This is a genomic window from Microbacterium sp. RU1D (assembly GCF_900156435.1).
In the GTDB taxonomy this organism is placed as follows: domain Bacteria; phylum Actinomycetota; class Actinomycetes; order Actinomycetales; family Microbacteriaceae; genus Microbacterium.
On the sequence record NZ_FTPQ01000002.1, the window covers coordinates 331,509 to 349,279 of the forward strand.

General features: G+C 71.1%; 17 protein-coding genes. 3 read left to right on the top strand and 14 right to left on the bottom strand.

Annotated elements, in window-relative coordinates:
- Window positions 1-4: 4 nt before the first annotated feature.
- The 11 genes from era to lepA form a co-directional block, all read right to left on the bottom strand.
- Window positions 5-898, bottom strand: coding sequence for a GTPase Era (gene era / locus B0B15_RS10300; protein ID WP_076675767.1), 894 nt, complete (start codon window positions 896-898; stop codon window positions 5-7).
- Window positions 895-2,205, bottom strand: a complete 1,311-nt coding sequence (locus B0B15_RS10305; RefSeq protein ID WP_076675769.1) for a hemolysin family protein — start codon at window positions 2,203-2,205, stop codon at window positions 895-897. Before B0B15_RS10305 ends, era begins: the two co-directional genes overlap by 4 nt.
- Entirely contained in the window at window positions 2,202-2,669 is a 468-nt protein-coding gene (ybeY, locus tag B0B15_RS10310) for an rRNA maturation RNase YbeY (RefSeq protein ID WP_076675771.1), read from the bottom strand. The genes B0B15_RS10305 and ybeY overlap by 4 nt, the downstream gene beginning before the upstream one ends.
- Window positions 2,666-3,691, bottom strand: a complete 1,026-nt coding sequence (locus tag B0B15_RS10315; RefSeq protein ID WP_256334291.1) for a PhoH family protein — start codon at window positions 3,689-3,691, stop codon at window positions 2,666-2,668. The genes ybeY and B0B15_RS10315 overlap by 4 nt, the downstream gene beginning before the upstream one ends.
- A 49-nt stretch (window positions 3,692-3,740) precedes the next feature.
- Entirely contained in the window at window positions 3,741-4,088 is a 348-nt protein-coding gene (locus B0B15_RS10320; protein ID WP_076675775.1) for an HIT domain-containing protein, read from the bottom strand.
- Between the two features lie 195 nt (window positions 4,089-4,283).
- Complete coding sequence (locus B0B15_RS10325) at window positions 4,284-5,018, bottom strand: 16S rRNA (uracil(1498)-N(3))-methyltransferase (RefSeq protein WP_076675776.1); 735 nt, start codon at window positions 5,016-5,018, stop codon at window positions 4,284-4,286.
- 2 nt (window positions 5,019-5,020) lie between these two features.
- Complete coding sequence (gene dnaJ / locus B0B15_RS10330; protein ID WP_076675778.1) at window positions 5,021-6,145, bottom strand: molecular chaperone DnaJ; 1,125 nt, start codon at window positions 6,143-6,145, stop codon at window positions 5,021-5,023.
- A 62-nt stretch (window positions 6,146-6,207) separates the two neighbouring features.
- Window positions 6,208-7,248: a heat-inducible transcriptional repressor HrcA gene (hrcA, locus tag B0B15_RS10335; protein ID WP_076675780.1), complete on the bottom strand. Its 1,041-nt coding sequence runs from the start codon at window positions 7,246-7,248 to the stop codon at window positions 6,208-6,210.
- 399 nt (window positions 7,249-7,647) lie between these two features.
- A complete protein-coding gene (gene hemW, locus B0B15_RS10340) occupies window positions 7,648-8,865 on the bottom strand; it encodes a radical SAM family heme chaperone HemW (protein WP_076675782.1) in 1,218 nt (405 codons plus the stop codon).
- Window positions 8,865-9,509, bottom strand: coding sequence for a DUF1990 domain-containing protein (locus B0B15_RS10345; protein WP_076675784.1), 645 nt, complete (start codon window positions 9,507-9,509; stop codon window positions 8,865-8,867). The genes hemW and B0B15_RS10345 overlap by 1 nt, the downstream gene beginning before the upstream one ends.
- Window positions 9,510-9,544: 35 nt before the next feature.
- Window positions 9,545-11,389 (bottom strand): translation elongation factor 4, encoded by a 1,845-nt coding sequence (gene lepA / locus B0B15_RS10350; RefSeq protein WP_076675787.1) that lies wholly within the window; start codon window positions 11,387-11,389, stop codon window positions 9,545-9,547.
- A gap of 190 nt (window positions 11,390-11,579) precedes the next feature.
- Here lepA and B0B15_RS10355 point away from each other — a divergent pair, with 190 nt between their 5' ends.
- The 3 genes from B0B15_RS10355 (at window position 11,580) to B0B15_RS10365 (ending at window position 13,076) form a co-directional block, all read left to right on the top strand.
- The gene (locus B0B15_RS10355) at window positions 11,580-12,305 is read left to right on the top strand and encodes an alpha/beta fold hydrolase (RefSeq protein ID WP_076675789.1); all 726 of its coding nucleotides are present in this window, start codon (window positions 11,580-11,582) and stop codon (window positions 12,303-12,305) included.
- A 115-nt stretch (window positions 12,306-12,420) separates the two neighbouring features.
- Complete coding sequence (gene rpsT, locus B0B15_RS10360; protein ID WP_076675791.1) at window positions 12,421-12,681, top strand: 30S ribosomal protein S20; 261 nt, start codon at window positions 12,421-12,423, stop codon at window positions 12,679-12,681.
- 149 nt (window positions 12,682-12,830) lie between these two features.
- Entirely contained in the window at window positions 12,831-13,076 is a 246-nt protein-coding gene (locus B0B15_RS10365; protein ID WP_076675793.1) for a hypothetical protein, read from the top strand.
- A 140-nt stretch (window positions 13,077-13,216) separates the two neighbouring features.
- On the opposite strand, the gene holA is transcribed toward B0B15_RS10365, so the two are convergent.
- The 3 genes from holA to B0B15_RS10380 form a co-directional block, all read right to left on the bottom strand.
- A complete protein-coding gene (gene holA / locus B0B15_RS10370; protein ID WP_076675795.1) occupies window positions 13,217-14,254 on the bottom strand; it encodes a DNA polymerase III subunit delta in 1,038 nt (345 codons plus the stop codon).
- Between the two features lie 276 nt (window positions 14,255-14,530).
- The gene (locus B0B15_RS10375; RefSeq protein ID WP_076675797.1) at window positions 14,531-16,837 is read right to left on the bottom strand and encodes a ComEC/Rec2 family competence protein; all 2,307 of its coding nucleotides are present in this window, start codon (window positions 16,835-16,837) and stop codon (window positions 14,531-14,533) included.
- Complete coding sequence (locus B0B15_RS10380) at window positions 16,834-17,484, bottom strand: helix-hairpin-helix domain-containing protein (RefSeq protein WP_076675799.1); 651 nt, start codon at window positions 17,482-17,484, stop codon at window positions 16,834-16,836. Before B0B15_RS10380 ends, B0B15_RS10375 begins: the two co-directional genes overlap by 4 nt.
- Between the last annotated feature and the right edge of the window lie 287 nt (window positions 17,485-17,771).

Consider the following 17,771-nt stretch of genomic DNA (forward strand, 5'->3'; position numbering starts at 1 on the left):
GCGCTCAGAAGCCGAGGCGTCCGAGCTGCTTCGGGTCGCGCTGCCATTCTTTCGCCACCCGCACGTGCAGCGACAGATAGACGCGCCCGCCCACGAGCGGTTCGATGCCGGCGCGAGCGCGCGCCCCGACGTCGGCCAGGCGCGATCCCTTCCGGCCGATGATGATCGCCTTCTGGCTGTCGCGCTCGACGACGATGTTCGCGTAGACGTCGGTCAGGTCGCTGTCCTCGCGGGCGGCGACGTCATCGACCGTCACGGCGATCGAGTGCGGGAGCTCGTCGCGCACGCCGTGCAGCGCGGCCTCGCGGATGATCTCGGCGATCCGGTCCTCGAGCGTCTCATCGGTGACGACGTCGTCGGCGTACAGCGCAGGACCCTCGGGCATGAGCGCGAGCAGTTCGTCGCTGAGCACGTCGAGCTGGTCGTTCGTCACGGCCGACAGAGGGATGACGGCGGCCCAGTCTTCACGCAGCGCGTCGACCTCGACGAGGCGTTCGGTGATCTGGTCGCGGGTCGCGGCGTCGGTCTTCGTGACGAGGGCGACCTTCTTCGCGCGCGGATAGCCCGACAGCGACTCCGCGATGCGCCGGTCGCCGGGGCCGACCTTCTCGGTCGCCGGCGCGCAGAACGCGATGACGTCCACATCGCCGAGCACCTGCTCGACGAGGTCGTTCAGGCGCTGCCCGAGCAGGGTGCGCGGGCGGTGGATGCCGGGGGTGTCCACGACGACGAGCTGACCACCGGGACGGTTGACGATGCCGCGGATAGCGCGGCGCGTCGTCTGCGGCTTCTCGCTCGTGATGGCGACCTTCTCGCCGACGAGGGCGTTGGTCAGGGTGGACTTGCCGACGTTGGGACGGCCCACGAAGGTCACGAACCCGGAGCGGGTGTCGGTCATCTGTCGTTCCTTTCACGCGCCGAGGGCTCTGCCTCGGCGTCGTCGTCGGCGGGGATCTCGCTGCGCTCGACGATCACGGTGGCGATGCCCCGGTTCCGGCCGCGCGATGCGCCTCCGGTCATCACGAGGCCGGAGTGCTCGGCGGTGGCGCCCGGCTGGGGGATGCGACCGAGGGCCTTGCCGAGCAGACCGCCGATCGAGTCGACGTCCTCGTCGTCGAGCTCGAGGCCGAACAGGTCGCCGACCTCGTCGAGACCGAGGCGGGCGTTGACCCGGTAGCGGCCGTCGGGAAGTTCGACCACCTCGTTGGAGGGGGCGTCGTACTCGTCGGCGATCTCGCCGACGAGCTCCTCGATCAGATCCTCCAGGGTGACCAGGCCCGCGACACCGCCGTACTCGTCGACGACGAGGCAGACGTGCACGGCATCTTTCTTCATCTGCTGCAGCAGCGTCTCGGCCTTCATCGACTCGGGGACGAAGACGGCGGGACGCGCGATACGGCGGATCGGCGCGTCGCGCCACCCCACTTCGTCGCGGAAACCGAACTGGACCAGGTCCTTCAGGTACAGCACGCCCACGACGTCGTCGGCCTCGTCGTCGGCGAGGGGTACCCGGGACACGCCCTTCTCGAGGAACAGGGCGAGGGCCTCGCGGGAGGTGGCCGCGGCATCCACGCTCACCATGTCGGTGCGCGGCACCATGACCTCGCGGACGTACCGGTCGGTGAAGTCGAAGACCGAGTGGATGAGCTCGCGGTCGTCTTCTTCGATGAGCTCGTTCTCCGCCGCCTCGTCGATGATGCTGAGCAGCTGCTCCTCGGAGGCGAACGACGTGGAGTGCGACACGCCGGGGGTCACCCGGTTGCCGACGGCGACGAGTCCGTGCGCGAGGGGTCCGAGCAGGATCCGCATGCCCCGGATGACCGGAGCCACCCCGCGCAGCAATCCCCGCGCGTGCTGACGACCGACCGAGCGGGGGCTCGCCCCCACCGCGACGAACGAGATGCCCGTCATGAGCACGGCCGCAGACGCCACCGCCAGCCAGATGTCGTCGAAGATCAGCATGAACGCGGCGGCGACGAGTACGGCGGCGGTCGTCTCGGCGAGCACGCGGATGAACACCACCGCGGTGTTGTGCGCGCTGGTGTCGTCGGCGATGCGCCGCAGGGAACGCGCGTTGCGGCCCGAAGCGCCGAGCTCGAGGAGGTCGGTGCGCGAGGTCACGCCCAGCGCCGCCTCGGAGGCCGCCATCAGGCCGCCGAAGGCGACGAGGAGGAAGGCGGCGACGAGGAGGAGCGCTTCGGTCATGCCCGACGCTGGCGCTCGACGGCCTGGAAGCCGGTGATCAGCTCACGCTGCAGGCCGAACATCTCGCGCTCCTCGTCGGGCTCGGCGTGATCGAACCCGAGCAGGTGCAGCAGCCCGTGCGTGGTGAGCAGGATGAGCTCGTCCTGGGTCGAGTGCTTCGCGGCGACGGCCTGGGTCTCGGCCACGGCGGGGCAGAGCACGATGTCGCCGAGGAGGCCCGCGGGGGTGGGGGCGTCTTCGGAACCGGGGCGCAGCTCGTCCATCGGGAAGCTGAGCACGTCGGTGGGGCCGGGCTCGTCCATCCACTGCACGTGCAGCGACTCCATGGCCCCTTCGTCGACGAGCACGATCGCCACGTCGGCGTCGGCGCTGACGTGCAGCTCCGCCAGGTTGTACTCCATCAGGCGCAGCAGCACCTGCTCGTCGACCTCGTGGCCGGACTCGTTGTTGATCTCGATCGTCATGAGCGGTTTCGTCTCGGGAGGTGATCGCGGGGACCGGCGGCACCGGGGCCGCGTCGCTCCGCACGGTTGGCGAATTCGGAGGCCTCGTCGCGTTCGCGACGCGCGGCCAGGCGCTTCTCGTCGTACTCGCTGTAGGCGTCGACGATGCGGCCGACGAGGGAGTGACGCACGACGTCGTCGCTGGTGAGGCGAGAGAAGTGGATGTCGTCGATGTCGCTGAGCACACGGGTGACCAGGCGCAACCCCGAAGCCCCCTGCGGGAGGTCGACCTGGGTGATGTCGCCGGTGACCACCATTCGCGTGCCGAAGCCGAGGCGCGTGAGGAACATCTTCATCTGCTCGGGCGTGGTGTTCTGCGCCTCGTCGAGCACGACGAAGGAGTCGTTCAGCGTGCGACCGCGCATGTAGGCCAGAGGGGCCACCTCGATCGTGCCCGTCGCCATGAGCTTCGGCACGATGTCGGGGTCCATCATCTCGTTGAGCGCGTCGTAGAGCGGCCGCAGGTACGGGTCGATCTTGTCGGTCAGGGTTCCGGGCAGGAATCCGAGCCGCTCCCCCGCCTCAACGGCGGGGCGCGTGAGGATGATGCGGTTGACCTCTTTGCGCTGCAGCGCCTGGACGGCCTTCGCCATGGCGAGGTAGGTCTTGCCGGTACCGGCCGGACCGATGCCGAACACGATGGTGTTCTCGTCGATCGCGTCGACGTACTCCCTCTGGCCCGCCGTCTTGGGGCGGATGACCTTGCCGCGCGACGACAGGATCGCCTCGCCCATCACCTCGGACGGGCGCGGCCCGCCGTCGCTGCGGAGCATGCGGTTCGAGCTCGACACGTCCGCCGGGTCGAGGCCCTGGCCCGAGCGCGTCATCGAGAGCAGTTCGTCGACCAGGCCGCGGGCGGCCCGGACCGCCGCGGGCGCGCCGGAGAGGGTGATCTCGTTGCCGCGCACGTGCACGTCGACCTCGGGATGCTCTTTCTCGACGACGCGCAGCAGTCGATCCTGCGGTCCGAGCAGCTGCACCATGGCCACACCGTCGACGGCGATCTGCTCGACGACGGTCTCTTCGGGGGAATCAGCCACCCAGGCTCTTTTCGTTCAGGCCACCCGCGAGGACGTGGGCGTGTACATGGAAGACGGTCTGGCCGGCGCCTGCGCCGGTGTTGAAGATCAGACGGAAGTCGCCGTCGGCGTGCTCGGCGGCGACGCTGTTGGCGAGACCGATCACCTCGGTCAGCAGCGCGGGGTCGCCGGCCGCGAGCTCGATGACGTTGCGGTACTGCTGCGTCTTGGGGATGACGAGCAGGTGCACCGGCGCCTGCGGGGCGATGTCGCGGATCGCGAAGGCGTTCTCGGTCTCGGCCACGATCTCGGCGGGGATCTCGCCCTGCAGGATGCGTGTGAAGATCGACGGTTCGCTCATGGCATCCAGTCTAGTGAGGGCCTCCGACACTGAGGGCGGGCGGATCAGGTCGCCCGTACGCCGACGCGGGCTGCGGGCGGATCAGGTCGCCCGCATGCTGACGCGGGCCGCGGGCGCTTCGGGGCGGATATCGCCGATCAGGGCCGCACTTCCACGCCCCGACGGGGAGGATGCGCCCCGAACGGAAGGGCCGGTTCACCAGCGCCCGTGCGCCGCCGACAGCACCGAGATCGCCGCCGCTCCCGCGGTCGAGGTGCGCAGCACCGTGTCGCCGAGACGCACGAGGCGCGCGCCGGCGGCTTCGAGCGCGGACAGCTCCTCGGGCGCGATCCCGCCCTCGGGGCCCACCACGAGCACGATGTCGCGTCCGTCGGAGGTATCCGCCCCGACGGAGGTGAGACGGGCGGATGCCGAGGGCTCCAACACCAGCACGAGCGAGGTCTCGGCGAGATGCACGAGGTCGGCTGTTCGCGCCACGCCCTCGACCTCAGGGATCCAGGCCCGATGCGCCTGCTTCGCCGCTTCGCGGACGATCGTGCGCCACCGGGCGATCCCCTTGTCGGCTTTGGCATCCCACCGCGAGACGCTCCGCGCCGCCTGCCACGGCACGATCGCATCGACGCCGAGTTCGGTCGCCGCCTGGACGGCGAGTTCATCGCGGTCGCCCTTGGCCAGCGCCTGCACGAGCACGAAGCGCGGCCCGGGCGCGTCGACCTCCTCGCGGCCCGTGATGCGGACGTCGACCTGCTTCGGCCCGACGGCGGTCACGATCCCGGAGAGCCAGACGCCGCGCCCATCGCCCAGCGTCACCGTCTCGTCGACGCGCACGCGTCGCACGCTCGCGGCGTGGTGCGCCTCCGCACCGGTCAAGGCCACGGCATCCCCCGGGCGGGCGTCGGCGGCGTTGTCGGTGACGAAGTGCAGCGCCATGCTCAGTGGCGGAAGCGGTCGCGGAACTTGCTGAACATGCCCTGCTGGTGCTCTGCCAGGCGCGGCTTGGGGGCCTTGGTGCGCTTGGCGAACTCCTCGATGAGGGCGCGCTCCTTGTGGTCCAGGCGCGTGGGGGTCACCACGTGCACGCCGACCTTGAGGTCGCCGCGCTGGCTGCCCCGCAGGGGCGTGATCCCGCGGCCCTTGATCGTCAGCACGTCGCCCGACTGGACGCCCGGGCGCACCTCGAGGTCGACGGAGCCGTCGAGCGACTCGATCGTGGTCGTTGCACCGAGGATGGCGTCGGGCATCGACACCTCGAGGGTGGCGACGAGGTCGTCGCCCTCGCGGCTGAACGCGTCGTGCGCCTCGACGGTGATCTCGAGGTAAAGGTCGCCGTTGGGGCCGCCCGCCGGACCCACCTCGCCCGAGCCGGGGAGCTGCAGACGCAGGCCCGACTCGACACCGGCGGGGATGTCGACCGACACGGTGCGGCGCGCGCGGACGCGCCCCTGGCCCTGGCAGGTGCCGCAGGGGTACGGGATGGTCGTGCCGTGGCCGTGGCACACGGTGCAGGGCTGGCTGGTGACGACGTTGCCGAGCAGGCTCCGCACGGTGCGCTGCACGTGGCCGGAGCCGTGGCAGATGTCGCAGGTGACCTCGCTCGTCCCGGGCTGGGTGCACGCGCCCTGGCAGGTCTCGCACAGCACGGCCGTGTCGACCTCGAGGTCGCGGTGCGTGCCGAAGACGACGTCGCCGAGCTGCAGCGTCACGCGGACGAGGGCATCCTGGCCGCGCTCCCGGCGCGAACGCGGTCGCGGACCGCGACCACCGCCGCCGCCCTGCGCGCCGCCGAAGAACGTCTCGAAGATGTCGCTGAAGCCGCCGAAGCCGGCCGCTCCCCCGCCGCCGAACGGGCTCTGGTCGCCGCCCATGTCGTAACGGCGGCGCTGTTCGGGGTCGCTGAGCACGTCGTAGGCGTGGGTCACGAGCTTGAACTTCTCGGAGGCGTCCTCCCCGGGGTTCACATCGGGGTGGAGTTGGCGCGCGAGACGCCGGTAGGCCTTCTTGATGTCTTCCGGGCTGGCGTCGCGTTCGACGCCCAGGACCTCGTAGTGGTCAGCCACAATCGCCTTCCTGCCCGCTCTCGCGGGGTCGTTCTCGTGGGGAGTGCTCCAAGCGTCCGACGTCAGCGGGAACTGTCGTCGTCTTCGAGCATCCGGGTCAGATAGTGCGCGACGGCGCGGACCGCCGCGAAGTTGGAGGAGTAGTCCATGCGCGTGGGGCCCAGCAGTCCCACCCGTGCACCGCCGGTGGAACCGTCATAGCGACTCGCGAGGACGGACGCCTCGACGAGGCCGAACGGCTCGTTCTCGCGCCCGATACTGGCCGACAGTCCCTGCTCGTCGGCGACCATCTCACTCATGAGACGCAGCAGCGTCACCTGCTCCTCGATGGCCTCGAGCAGCGGGTAGATGCTGCCGCGGAAGTCCTGTTCGCGCTTGGCGAGGGTCGCCGCTCCGGCCATGACGAGGCGGTCCTGGCGGAACCCCTCGAGCTCCTCCCCGACGACACGCAGCACGGCGTCGGCGACGGCGTCGAGCACGACTCCGGGACGCGGACCGACGGCGAGGGCCTCGGTGACCCGCTGAGAGCTGTCGGCGACGCTGCGCCCGACGAGCAGCGCGCCCACGCGTGCGCGGAGCAGGGCGATGTCGCTCTCCCCCGGCTCGGCGGCGACGAGCGCGATGCGCTGCGACACCCGGCCGGTATCGGTGACGAGGATGACGAGCACGCGCGGCCCGCCGAGGGCGACGAGTTCGACGTGGGTGACGTTGGCGCGCGCGAACGAGGGGTACTGCACGATCGCGACCTGTCCGGTCAGCTGCGTGAGCGCCCGCACCGTGCGCGCGAGGAGGTCGTCGAGGTCGCCCGCCTCGTCGAGGAACGAGGTGATGGCGCTCCGCTGAGCCGTCGACAACGGGCGCAGCTCGGCGAGGTGGTCGACGAAGACGCGGTAGCCCTTGTCTGTGGGGACGCGCCCCGACGAGGTGTGCGGCGCGACGATGAGGTCTTCGTCTTCGAGCAGGGCCATGTCGTTGCGGATGGTCGCCGCCGACACTCCGAACGCGTGCCGCTCGACGATCGCCTTGCTGCCGACGGGCTCGCGCGTGTCGACGTAGTCCTGCACGATTGCGCGCAGGACCTGCAGGCCGCGTTCCGACACCATGCGCAGCTCCTCCCGTCTGGCACTCGACTCGACTGAGTGCCAATTCTACGACGCCCGACCCGCTCGCGCGCCGAGCGGCTCGCGTGGCGCCCGTGGCGCCCCCATCCAGCCCGGGCGATAAACGCTGATTCGTGCGAAACACGCTCCGTCGCGCAGTGTCTCGCACGGATCGGCGTTTCTCGTTGGGGATGCGGCATGCGCCGGGCTGTCGGTGGTCACCGGGATGCCGGGATGCCGGGATGCCGGGATGCCGGGGCGCCCGGCTACCGGGATGCCGGTGAGCCGGGATGCGCGGGCTGAATAAATACCGGGGATGCCGGGATGCGCGAGGCACCGTCACCCACGTGCGCCGTCCGCTCGGGGAGACACAGATCCAACGGGTGGATCTCTCGGCGTCGATCAGGCCGTCAGCGCCCGCACCACGGCATCCGCCAGCAGGCGCCCGCGGCGGGTCAGCACGATGCGCCCGCGCACGGCATCCGGGCCCTCGATGAGCCCGTCGGCGATGAGGGATGCCACAGCCTTGCGGCCTTCGCCGAGGATCTCCGACACCGCCAGCCCCTCGCGGATGCGGCTGCGCAGGAGCACCGACTCCAGCCGGCGCGCGGTCTCGTCGGGCCGTTCACGAGCCGCAGCCGGCGACTCGTCTGCGGCGAGGCGCTGGGCGTAGGCGGCGGGGTGCTTGACGTTCCACCAGCGCAGGCCCGCCACGTGACTGTGCGCCCCCGGACCGAAGCCCCACCAATCGGTGCCGCGCCAATAGGCGAGATTGTGACGTGAACGATGGTCCACGCCCCGCGACCAGTTCGAGACCTCGTACCAGTCGTAGCCGGCGGCGGCGAGCAGGTCGTCGGCCAGCTCGTACATGTCGGCTTGCAGATCGTCGTCGGGCATCTCGACCGCGCCGGAACGGATCTGCCGGGCGAGCTTCGTGCCGTCCTCGACGATGAGCGCATAGGCCGAGACGTGATCGGGTTCGAGGGCGGTGGCCGCCTCGAGCGAGGCGCGCCAGTCGTCGATCGACTCCCCGGGTGCGCCGTAGATCAAGTCGACCGAGACGTCGAGACCGGCGCGGCGCGCGGCGGCGACCGCGGTCGCGACGTTGAGCGGGTCGTGGGTGCGGTCGAGGGCAGCGAGCACGTGCGGCCGGGCCGACTGCATGCCGATCGACAGGCGCGTCACCCCGGCGGCGGCGAGGGTCTCGGCCGTGGCGTCGTCGACGGTGTCGGGGTTCGCCTCGACCGTCACCTCGGCGCCCTCGGCGATGCCGAACTCGTCGCGCACCGCGGAGAGCATGCGGGCGAGGTCGCCCGGCGGCAGCAGCGTCGGCGTCCCGCCCCCGAAGAACACCGTGGATGCCGTGCGCCGACCGCCCGCGGCATCCATCACTGCACCCGCGAGGCGCACCTCGGTGGTCAGGGTGTCGGCGAAGTCGTCCTGCCGTGCCCCGCGCAGCTCGCTCGCGGTGTAGGTATTGAAGTCGCAGTAGCCGCAGCGCACCCGGCAGAACGGCACGTGCAGGTATACGCCGAAGTCGGCGGAGGGGTCGATGACGAGGTCGTCGGGCAGGCGTCCGTCGACCGGCGCGGGGTCGCCGAGTGGCAGGGGCCCGCCCATCAGGACGAGTACAGCGGCGAGATCGCGCGCAGGTACCGCGCGAACAACGCCTTGCGCCGGCGCCGGACGCGACTGGTGAAGAGACGATACGACGGGGCGGTGGGTCGGTCGAACGCGCGCACGACGAACCACACCTCATCGTTCTCGCGCCACTCGAGGGCGAACAGCTCCTCACCGCTCACGATGGAGTGCCCCACCGTGCCGAGGATGAAGCCGACGCGGCGCGGTTCTTCGAAGACCGAGATGACGCGCAGTTCGGCGTCGGCGCGGTGACCGTCGACCTTGCCGTGCAGGCGGACACCCGTACCGGGGCTGACGAACGGGGTGCCGTCCGCGGCGAAACGTTGCTCGGCCTCGAGACTGCTCGGGGCGACCGGGGCGCCGTCGGCGTCGAAGCCGACGCCGGAGTACCCGGCGTTGGAGGCCGGTCGCACGTCGCTGATGCTGAGTTCGGCGACGCGCAGCGGGGCCCACGACAGCAGGAGCTCCGTGGCGGCGGCGAAGCGCTCCTCACCGCTGCCGATGCGCCACGCGTCTTCGGCGGGCACCGAGTTCTCGGGCGGGTACTGCATGAGATCGTGGGCCTGCGTGGCTCCGACTGCCGCGTAATCGACCGTGTCGTCCGTGAAGTTCTGCCGGCGCATGATCTTCCCTTTCGATGGGGCGGATGGGTGGGTCGTTACTTCTTGGCCTCGACGTCGCCGGAGAGCGCGGCGATGAACGCCTCTTGGGGGACCTCGACGCGACCGACCATCTTCATGCGCTTCTTGCCCTCTTTCTGCTTTTCGAGGAGCTTGCGCTTTCGGGTGATGTCACCGCCGTAGCACTTCGCGAGCACGTCCTTGCGGATCGCGCGGATGGTCTCGCGCGCGATGATGCGGGCGCCGATCGCAGCCTGGATGGGCACCTCGAACTGCTGGCGCGGGATGAGCTTGCGCAGACGCTCGGCCATCATGGTGCCGTAGCTGTAGGCCTTCTCACGGTGCACGATCGAGCTGAACGCGTCGACCTTGTCGCCCTGGAGCAGGATGTCGACCTTGACGAGGTCGGCGGTCTGCGACCCGGCGGGTTCGTAGTCGAGGCTCGCGTAGCCCTGCGTGCGCGACTTGAGGTGGTCGAAGAAGTCGAACACGATCTCGCCGAGCGGCATGTTGTAGCGCAGCTCGACGCGGTCCTCGCTGAGGTAGTCCATGCCGAGCAGGGTGCCGCGGCGCGACTGGCACAGCTCCATGACCGTGCCGACGTAGTCCTTCGGCAGCAGGATGCCGACCTTGACGATCGGCTCCGACACCGAGGCGACGCGCCCGTCGGGGTATTCGCTGGGGTTGGTGACCGAGACCGTCTCACCGGTGTCGGTGGTGACCTCGTACGTCACCGACGGCGCCGTGGTGATGAGGTCGAGGCCAAACTCGCGCGAGAGGCGCTCGGTGATGATCTCGAGGTGCAGCAGGCCGAGGAAGCCGCAGCGGAAGCCGAAGCCGAGGGCGACCGAGGTCTCGGGCTCGTACTGCAGCGAGGCGTCGGAGAGCTTGAGCTTGTCGAGGGCTTCGCGCAGCTCGGCGTAGTCGCTGCCGTCGATCGGGTAGATGCCCGAGAAGACCATGGGCTTCGGGTCGGTGTACCCGGCGAGTGCTTCGGTGGCGGGCTTGCGATGCGTCGTGATCGTGTCGCCGACCTTCGACTGGCGCACGTCTTTCACGCCCGTGATGAGGTAGCCGACCTCGCCGACGCCGAGCCCCTTGGTCGGGATCGGTTCGGGGCTCGAGACGCCGATCTCGAGGGCCTCGTGCGTTGCGCCGGTCGACATCATCTGCAGGCGCTCGCGCGGCTGCAGCGCGCCGTCGATCATGCGGACGTAGGTGACGACGCCGCGGTACGCGTCGTACACCGAGTCGAAGATCATCGCGCGGGCCGGGGCGTCGGCCTCCCCGACCGGGGCGGGGATCTTCTCGACGATGAGGTCGAGCAGCTCCTCAACGCCCATTCCCGTCTTGCCGCTGACGCGCAGCACGTCGGCGGGATCGCCGCCGATGAGACCGGCGAGCTCGGCCGCGTACTTGTCGGGGTCGGCGGCGGGGAGGTCGATCTTGTTGAGCACCGGGATGATCGTCAGATCGTTCTCGAGCGCGAGGTAGAGGTTCGCGAGCGTCTGGGCTTCGATGCCCTGAGCGGCGTCGACGAGGAGGATCGCGCCCTCGCATGCGGCGAGCGAGCGGCTGACCTCGTACGTGAAGTCGACGTGACCGGGCGTGTCGATCATGTTGAGGGCGAACGTGCCGTCGGCGGTGGACCACGGCATCCGAACGGCCTGCGACTTGATGGTGATGCCGCGCTCGCGCTCGATGTCCATGCGGTCGAGGTACTGCGCGCGCATGTCGCGATCGGCGACCACGCCGGTGATCTGCAGCATGCGGTCGGCCAACGTCGACTTGCCGTGGTCGATGTGGGCGATGATGCAGAAGTTGCGGATCTGCGCCGGCGGGGTGGCGGACGGCTCGAGGGGCTTCAGGGCGCGCGGTGACATGTTCCGACGATTCTACGGTGGTGCGCCGACATCGCCGTCCGCGAAGGTGCCCGATCCCGGCATCCTCCGCCTCCACCGCCGCTCACTGCGCCTGAGATCGCGTGGTTCGTGGCCCAGGTCGCGCGCTCTGGACGCGGGCAGCCCGGAGCGGCCGGGCTCGGCCGAGTCCTGCGCTCGTAGCATGGAGGCCATGGCGGTCCAGGTCGTGCTCGTGCACGGCATCCGCACGTCGGCGACCATGTGGCGTGCGCAGATCGCGTACCTCGAGCAGCGCGGCAATCCGGTGACCGCCGTCGACCTCCCGGGGCACGGCACGCGCCGCGGCGAGGAGTTCACGCTCGACGAGGCCTTCGCGACGATCGACCGGGCGGTCCAGGATGCCGCGACCCGCGGTCCCGTGCTGCTCGTGGGCCATTCGATGGGCGGGCTGCTGTCGATCGAGTACGTCGGGCGGGAGGACCCGCCGCCCGTCGCGGCGTTCGTCGCGGCATCCTGCACGTCGATCCCGCGCGGCGTGGGGCTCGCGGCCTACCGCTTCCTTGCGCGGCGGTTCGACAGCCTCCCCGACCGCGGCCTGGGGCTGACCAACCGGGTGCTGGATCGCACGCTCCCGGCCGAGACGCGGCCGGATTTCGGCGCCGGCGGCTACGCGTTCGACGCGCAGGACACCGCGCTCGCCTCGCTGTCGGTGCTGGACCTGCTCGCGGCGCTGCGGCGCATCGAGGTACCGCTGTGGTTCATCAACGGACAGTGGGACCAGCTGCGCGTGAACGAGAAGCTGTTCACGTCGATCGCGAAGGATGCCGAGTTGATCGTCGTCCCGCGCACGACCCACCTCGTCACGGCCATGCGGCCGCGCGTGTTCAACGCGCTGCTGGAGGTGGCGCTCACCACGGTCGAGACCTCGACCTGTTAGACTCGACTCTTGGCTTGCGTGTGGGGTTTTTCCCGACCTCCACGATCGCCGGTGCAGCGCCCCTCTACCGCTTGACCGGCACTTCCAACATTCACTCAAACGAAAGACCGTCGACGTGGCGAACATCAAGTCGCAGATCAAGCGCAACAAGACCAACGAGAAGGCGCACGAGCGCAACAAGGCCGTCAAGAGCGAGCTGAAGACGCACGTGCGTCGTACGCGCGAGGCCGTCCTCGCCGGTGACAAGGAAGCCGCCGAGAAGGCGCTCGTCCTCGCCGGCAAGAAGCTCGACAAGGCCGTGAGCAAGGGTGTCATCCACCAGAACCAGGCCGCGAACCGCAAGTCGGCCATCGCGAAGCAGGTCAACGCTCTCTGAGCCGCAGCCGTTTCGACAGCCCGTCCCGCCTCGGCGGGGCGGGCTTCGTCGTTTCCGGGGTGGGCGAGGCTCGGACGCCCGTGATCTCCCCCGCGCGGCGGAGGCACCCGCCGCTCGGCCTTCGTAGCGTGGATGCCAGGAGGTGCAGCATGCAGAGCGAACGCGCGGCGAAGGTCTTCGGTGATCGGGAGGATCCCCGGGCACGGCTCGTGGGCCTCTTCAGCGGCGAGATCCCGGCGGGCGGCCAGCCTCCGGAATCGGCGCTCCGGTGGGCACGGGCGGTGGCCTCGCCGGACGATGATGAGGTCGTCGTGATTCGCGACCTGCGGCGGGCGGAGCCTCGGCTCACGCTCCGGGCGGCGACGTTCCTGGCGCGGCACCTCACGCGGGAATGAGCGGATGCCGATGAGGCGCGCACTCGAGGACGGGGACCTTTCCGTGACGGGGGCGCCCCGGCCGGATTGATCCTGTTCTGGGACGGTGCCCCATAGCACCGCCCGATGTCGGAGGCGCCTTGCTGTGCCCGCGCGCCGCGTCAGTCGCCGTACGGCGCGCGGGTGGCGATGATCGTGATCATGCGCTCGAGCGCGAAGACGGGGTCGCGTGAGGCGCCCTTCACCTCGGCGTCGGCTCGCGCCGTGGCGTGGATCGCCATGCCGAGCGTGTTGCCGGTCCAGCCGACCAGGTCGCGTCGCGCGCGGTCGACCTGCCAGTCCTTCATGCCGAGGCGCTGCGCGGTGGCCGACGACGACTCGCGCGTGCCCGCGACGCGGGCCATCGTGCGCAGCTTCATCGCGACGGCGGCGACCAGGGGTACGGGGTCGGCTCCGGATGCCAGGGCGTGGCGCAGCGCGAGGAGGGCGGGGCCGTACTGCCCGGCGATGGCCGTGTCGGCCACGGTGAAGGCGGAGGTCTCGACGCGGCCCCCGTAATAGCGCTCGACGATGCGCTCGTCGATGTCGCCCGGGACGTCGGCGATGAGCTGCTGGCACGCGGCGGCGAGCTCGGTGAGGTCGTCGGCGAACGCCGAGACGAGCGAGCGCAGCGCGACCGGCGCGATGCGCTTCTGAGCGGCCTTGAACTCGCCGACCGCGAAGTCGAAGCGGTCGGAGTCGCGCTTGACCGCGGGGCACGCGATCTCGATACCGCTCCCCTGGCCCGCGCGGATGCCGTCGAGGAGCTTCTTGCCGCGGACGCTCGCGCCGGTGTGGCGGAGGACGACCGTGGCACCCTCCTGCGTCTGCGAGAGGTACGACACGGCCTCGGTGAGGAACGTGTCGCTGCACTTCTCGACCCCGCTCACGCGGACGAGGCGCGGTTCGCCGAACAGCGACGGCGACGTGACGGAGAGCAGCGTTCCGGCGGCGTAGTCGTCGGCGCGGATGTCGGTGACCTCGAGGCTCGGGTCTTCGCTCTTGAGCATCGAGCGGATGCCGGCGATGGCGCGTTCGGCGCAGACCTCTTCGGGGCCCGAGACGAGCACGATGGGAGCCGGCTGCGGGGCACGCCACGACACCTGCGGGATCGCCGTTTTGGCCTTGGCAGGGGCTGCGCGTCGGGGGGCCGGGGTCACTCCCCCAGCCTACCGACCGCCTCGGACACCGCGGTCGGGCCGGAGACGCTCGGCGCGACGAGCCCGTGATGCTGCGGCGCTTTGTGGGAACGGCGGCCGCCGCGCTGGAGGTGTGGGCGGGAAGCCTCGCGACGGGCGAGACGCATCCTGGAGCGGGGGACGGTGCCGCGCGCCGGAGCGTGGAGCGGGAGGACGGTGCCGCGTGCCGGACCTCGGTACGGGGGGGGCCGCGCCGCGAAAGGGGCCGCGCAGCACGAGGAACCGATGCCGGTCCCCTCATCCGCCACGCTGCCGCCACAGCGCGAGCCGCCCCTCCTCATCGTGCCAAACGGCAAGCAGCCCCCCGGTGTCCGTCCGCGCGGCGACGGTCGCCCCCTGCTGAAGGATGTCGAGCAGACGCGCGGTCGGGTGGCCGTAGGTGTTGTCGGCGCCGACGCCGATCAGTCCGACGGCGGCGTGCAACCGGCGGTAGAGCTCCGGATCCTGGTCGGCGCTGCCGTGATGGGAGACCTTCACGATCTCCACCCGTGGCAGCTCGACGCGTCGCATCAACGCTGCTTGCGGCTCGGCGCCGAGATCACCGAGCAGGATGGTGCGCGGGAAGTCCTCCCCCGCGACGTCGATCGCGACGCTCGCGTCGTTCCCGGGCTTCATACCGGGCAGGGGCCCGAGCGCCTGCCACCGTGTGTCGCCCACCTCGCCGGTCATCCCCAGCGACGCGGCGAGCAACCGTGCCCCACCGGCCGCGTAGAGGTCGAGCAGCCTTTCGTCATCTGCCTCCCCCGCCGGACCGTGGATCACCAGCGAGGTCCGCCCCACCACCGCGGTCGATCCGCCCACGTGGTCCTTATCGAAATGCGTGAGCACGACCAGGTCGAGGTGTGAGATGCCCAGGGTCTGCAGGCATTCCGCGAGCGGCTGCGGATCCGGTCCGGTGTCGACGAGGGCTACCGCCGAGCCGGATCGCCACAGCGTGGCGTCCCCCTGCCCGACGTCGCACATCGCCACCTGCCAGGCTGCCGGTACGGTCAGCGGCCCGGCCACGGAGCGGACGGCGCCCGTCGCCCCTGTCACGCCCACGAGGACCGCCACCATCGCCGTCGCCGTCGCGGTCAGGCGCGGCACCGTTCGCGGACGGGCGATCGCGACGGTGATCGCTGCACCCACGACGGCCAGCAGCCCGGCCCCGCCGATGCCGTCCGGCCAGGGCAAGTTCTGCGCGGGGATCCCGGCGGTGGTGCGCGCAACGGCGGCGATCCACGCCGCCGGGATCCATGCGAGTGCCGTCAGACCGTCGCGGAGCCAGGGGACGGGGGCGATGCAGGCCAGCGCCCCCAGGATCGTCGCCGGTGCTGCGGCCGGATCGGCGAGGATGTTCGCGACCACCCCGAGCAGCGGGACATGGGGGTCGATCAGCACGATGAGCGGCCCGCAGACGATCTGAGCCGACGTCGGCACCGCCAGCCCCAGAGCGAGGGGTTCCGGCATCCATCGACCGAGACCGGTGGCGAGCGGCCGCGCCAGGACGAGCAGGGCTGCCGTCGCCGCGGCCGACAGGGCGAAGCCCAGGGAGCGGCAGAGCCATGGATCGGCGATCAGGAGGACCGTGGTCGCCGCAGCGAGCACGGCCACGCCGATCGCGGGTCGTCCGAGCCCGACGGCGAGGAGGGCGATCGCGCTCATCGCGGCGGCGCGGACGACGCTCGGCTCGGGCGTGACGAGCACGACGAACCCGGCCAAAACCAGCAGCGAGCCGCTCACGCGGATCCACCGCCGCGCGCCGCAGGCCGCGAGGAGACTGAAGGCCGCTCCGACCACGAGCGCGCAATTCGCGCCCGACACGGCCGTGAGGTGAGACAGCGAGGCCGCGTTCATGGCGGCTTCGGTAGCCGGATCGAGGGCCGAGGTGTCGCCCACGGCCAGTCCGGGAACGAGCCCGGCCCCCGGCTGCGGTAGTCCGCGCGTCGAGGCCACCAGCCCGTCTCGCAGTTGCTCGAACACGGACCAGACGCCCTCGGGCGGGGCTGAGCGCTCGACATCCGTCGCGCGGAGAACCAGGATCGCGCGGTCCGCGGGGTCGCGGGGCATCGCGGTTCCGGCCACGACGATCTCGCTGCCGGGACCCGCCTGCGACGCGTCGCGCAGACCGTCGCCGTCGAGACCGATCCGCGAGGGGATCCACCCGTGCACTTCCGTGTCGCCGGCGACCACCGTCGAGACCGTCGCGTCGAGCCACGCCCCGCCGCTCGCGCTCCGCGCGAGATGACCGGTGACGGTCGCGGTGACGCGCAGGTGGCGTCCCCCGTCCACCTGCAGGTGGTCGATGGCCTCCTTCACCGGCAGGAGCGACGCAACCGTGCCCGCGGCCGCTCCCCCGCACGCCAGCGCGACGGCGGTGACGATCACGACCGGATGCCGCACCCGTGCGAGGAGCACGACCGCGCACGCCGTGCCGGCCACGAGCACGCCGGCGGGGATCCCGGGTTCCGGTGCGGCGGTCGCTGCGGCAGCCGCCGCCCAGGTCGCCGCCGCCACCGCGACCGCGCGCCAGGACCGGCGGCGCAAGGCCTTCCGCTCGCTCACACCCGCACCAGGTCGCGGATCGCGGCGAGCATCTTGTCGCCGATGCCGGGGACCGACAGCAGGTCGTCGACGCTGGTGAATCGTCCGTTCTCCTGCCGCCACGCGATGATCCGGTCGGCCATCGCCGGGCCCACGCGCGGAAGGGTGTCGAGCTGTTCCCGCGTCGCCGTGTTGAGATCGATGAGGGGGCTTCCACCGCTCGCACCCCCGCTACCCGCACCCCCGCCACCGGCGCTCCCGGACCCGGCGTCCACCGGCGCGGCGCCGCGCACGGGAACGACGATCTGCTCGCCGTCGGTGACGGTGCGGGCGAGGTTGACGCCGTCGCGGTCCGCATCGTCCGCGAACCCGCCGGCTCGCGCGACGGCGTCGGCGACCCGACCGCCCGCGTCGAGCCGGTACAGCCCCGCGCGGTGTACCGCACCGGCGACGTGCACATAGACCCCGGTCTGCGCGGGGACGACGGCGCTGCGCGACGGCGACGGACCGGGTGTGACCGTCTCGGCCCCGGTCGCTCCGCGGAACATCCCGGTCGCGATCGTGATGGCGAAGGCCGCGAGGATCAGCACGATGACGGCGCCGACGCCCATCTTCCGCCGCGCGCCGGGGGTCTCGGCATCCGGAGCATCGGAGGAGCGGGCGATCATGCGCTCACGGTAGGCACGACCGGCCGGGCCGCGCGGGCGCGGCGGGCGGATCCGTGGACGAAACCCCTCAGCTCCCCCGCTGGGGAGAAGTCACGACGAACCTGGCGGGAAGGCAGCGATCCCGAGCCGACCCGCCGTCGTCGCTGAGGCACGACCTCTGACGATGCCGCGTCACGACCCGATGGATGCCGGCGAACTCCTCGCTCGCGCCGGGACGACTGACGCCCCGCGTCGACCACGCCGAGCACATGCCCGGCCCCCGAAACCCCGGATGCCACGCCCGCACC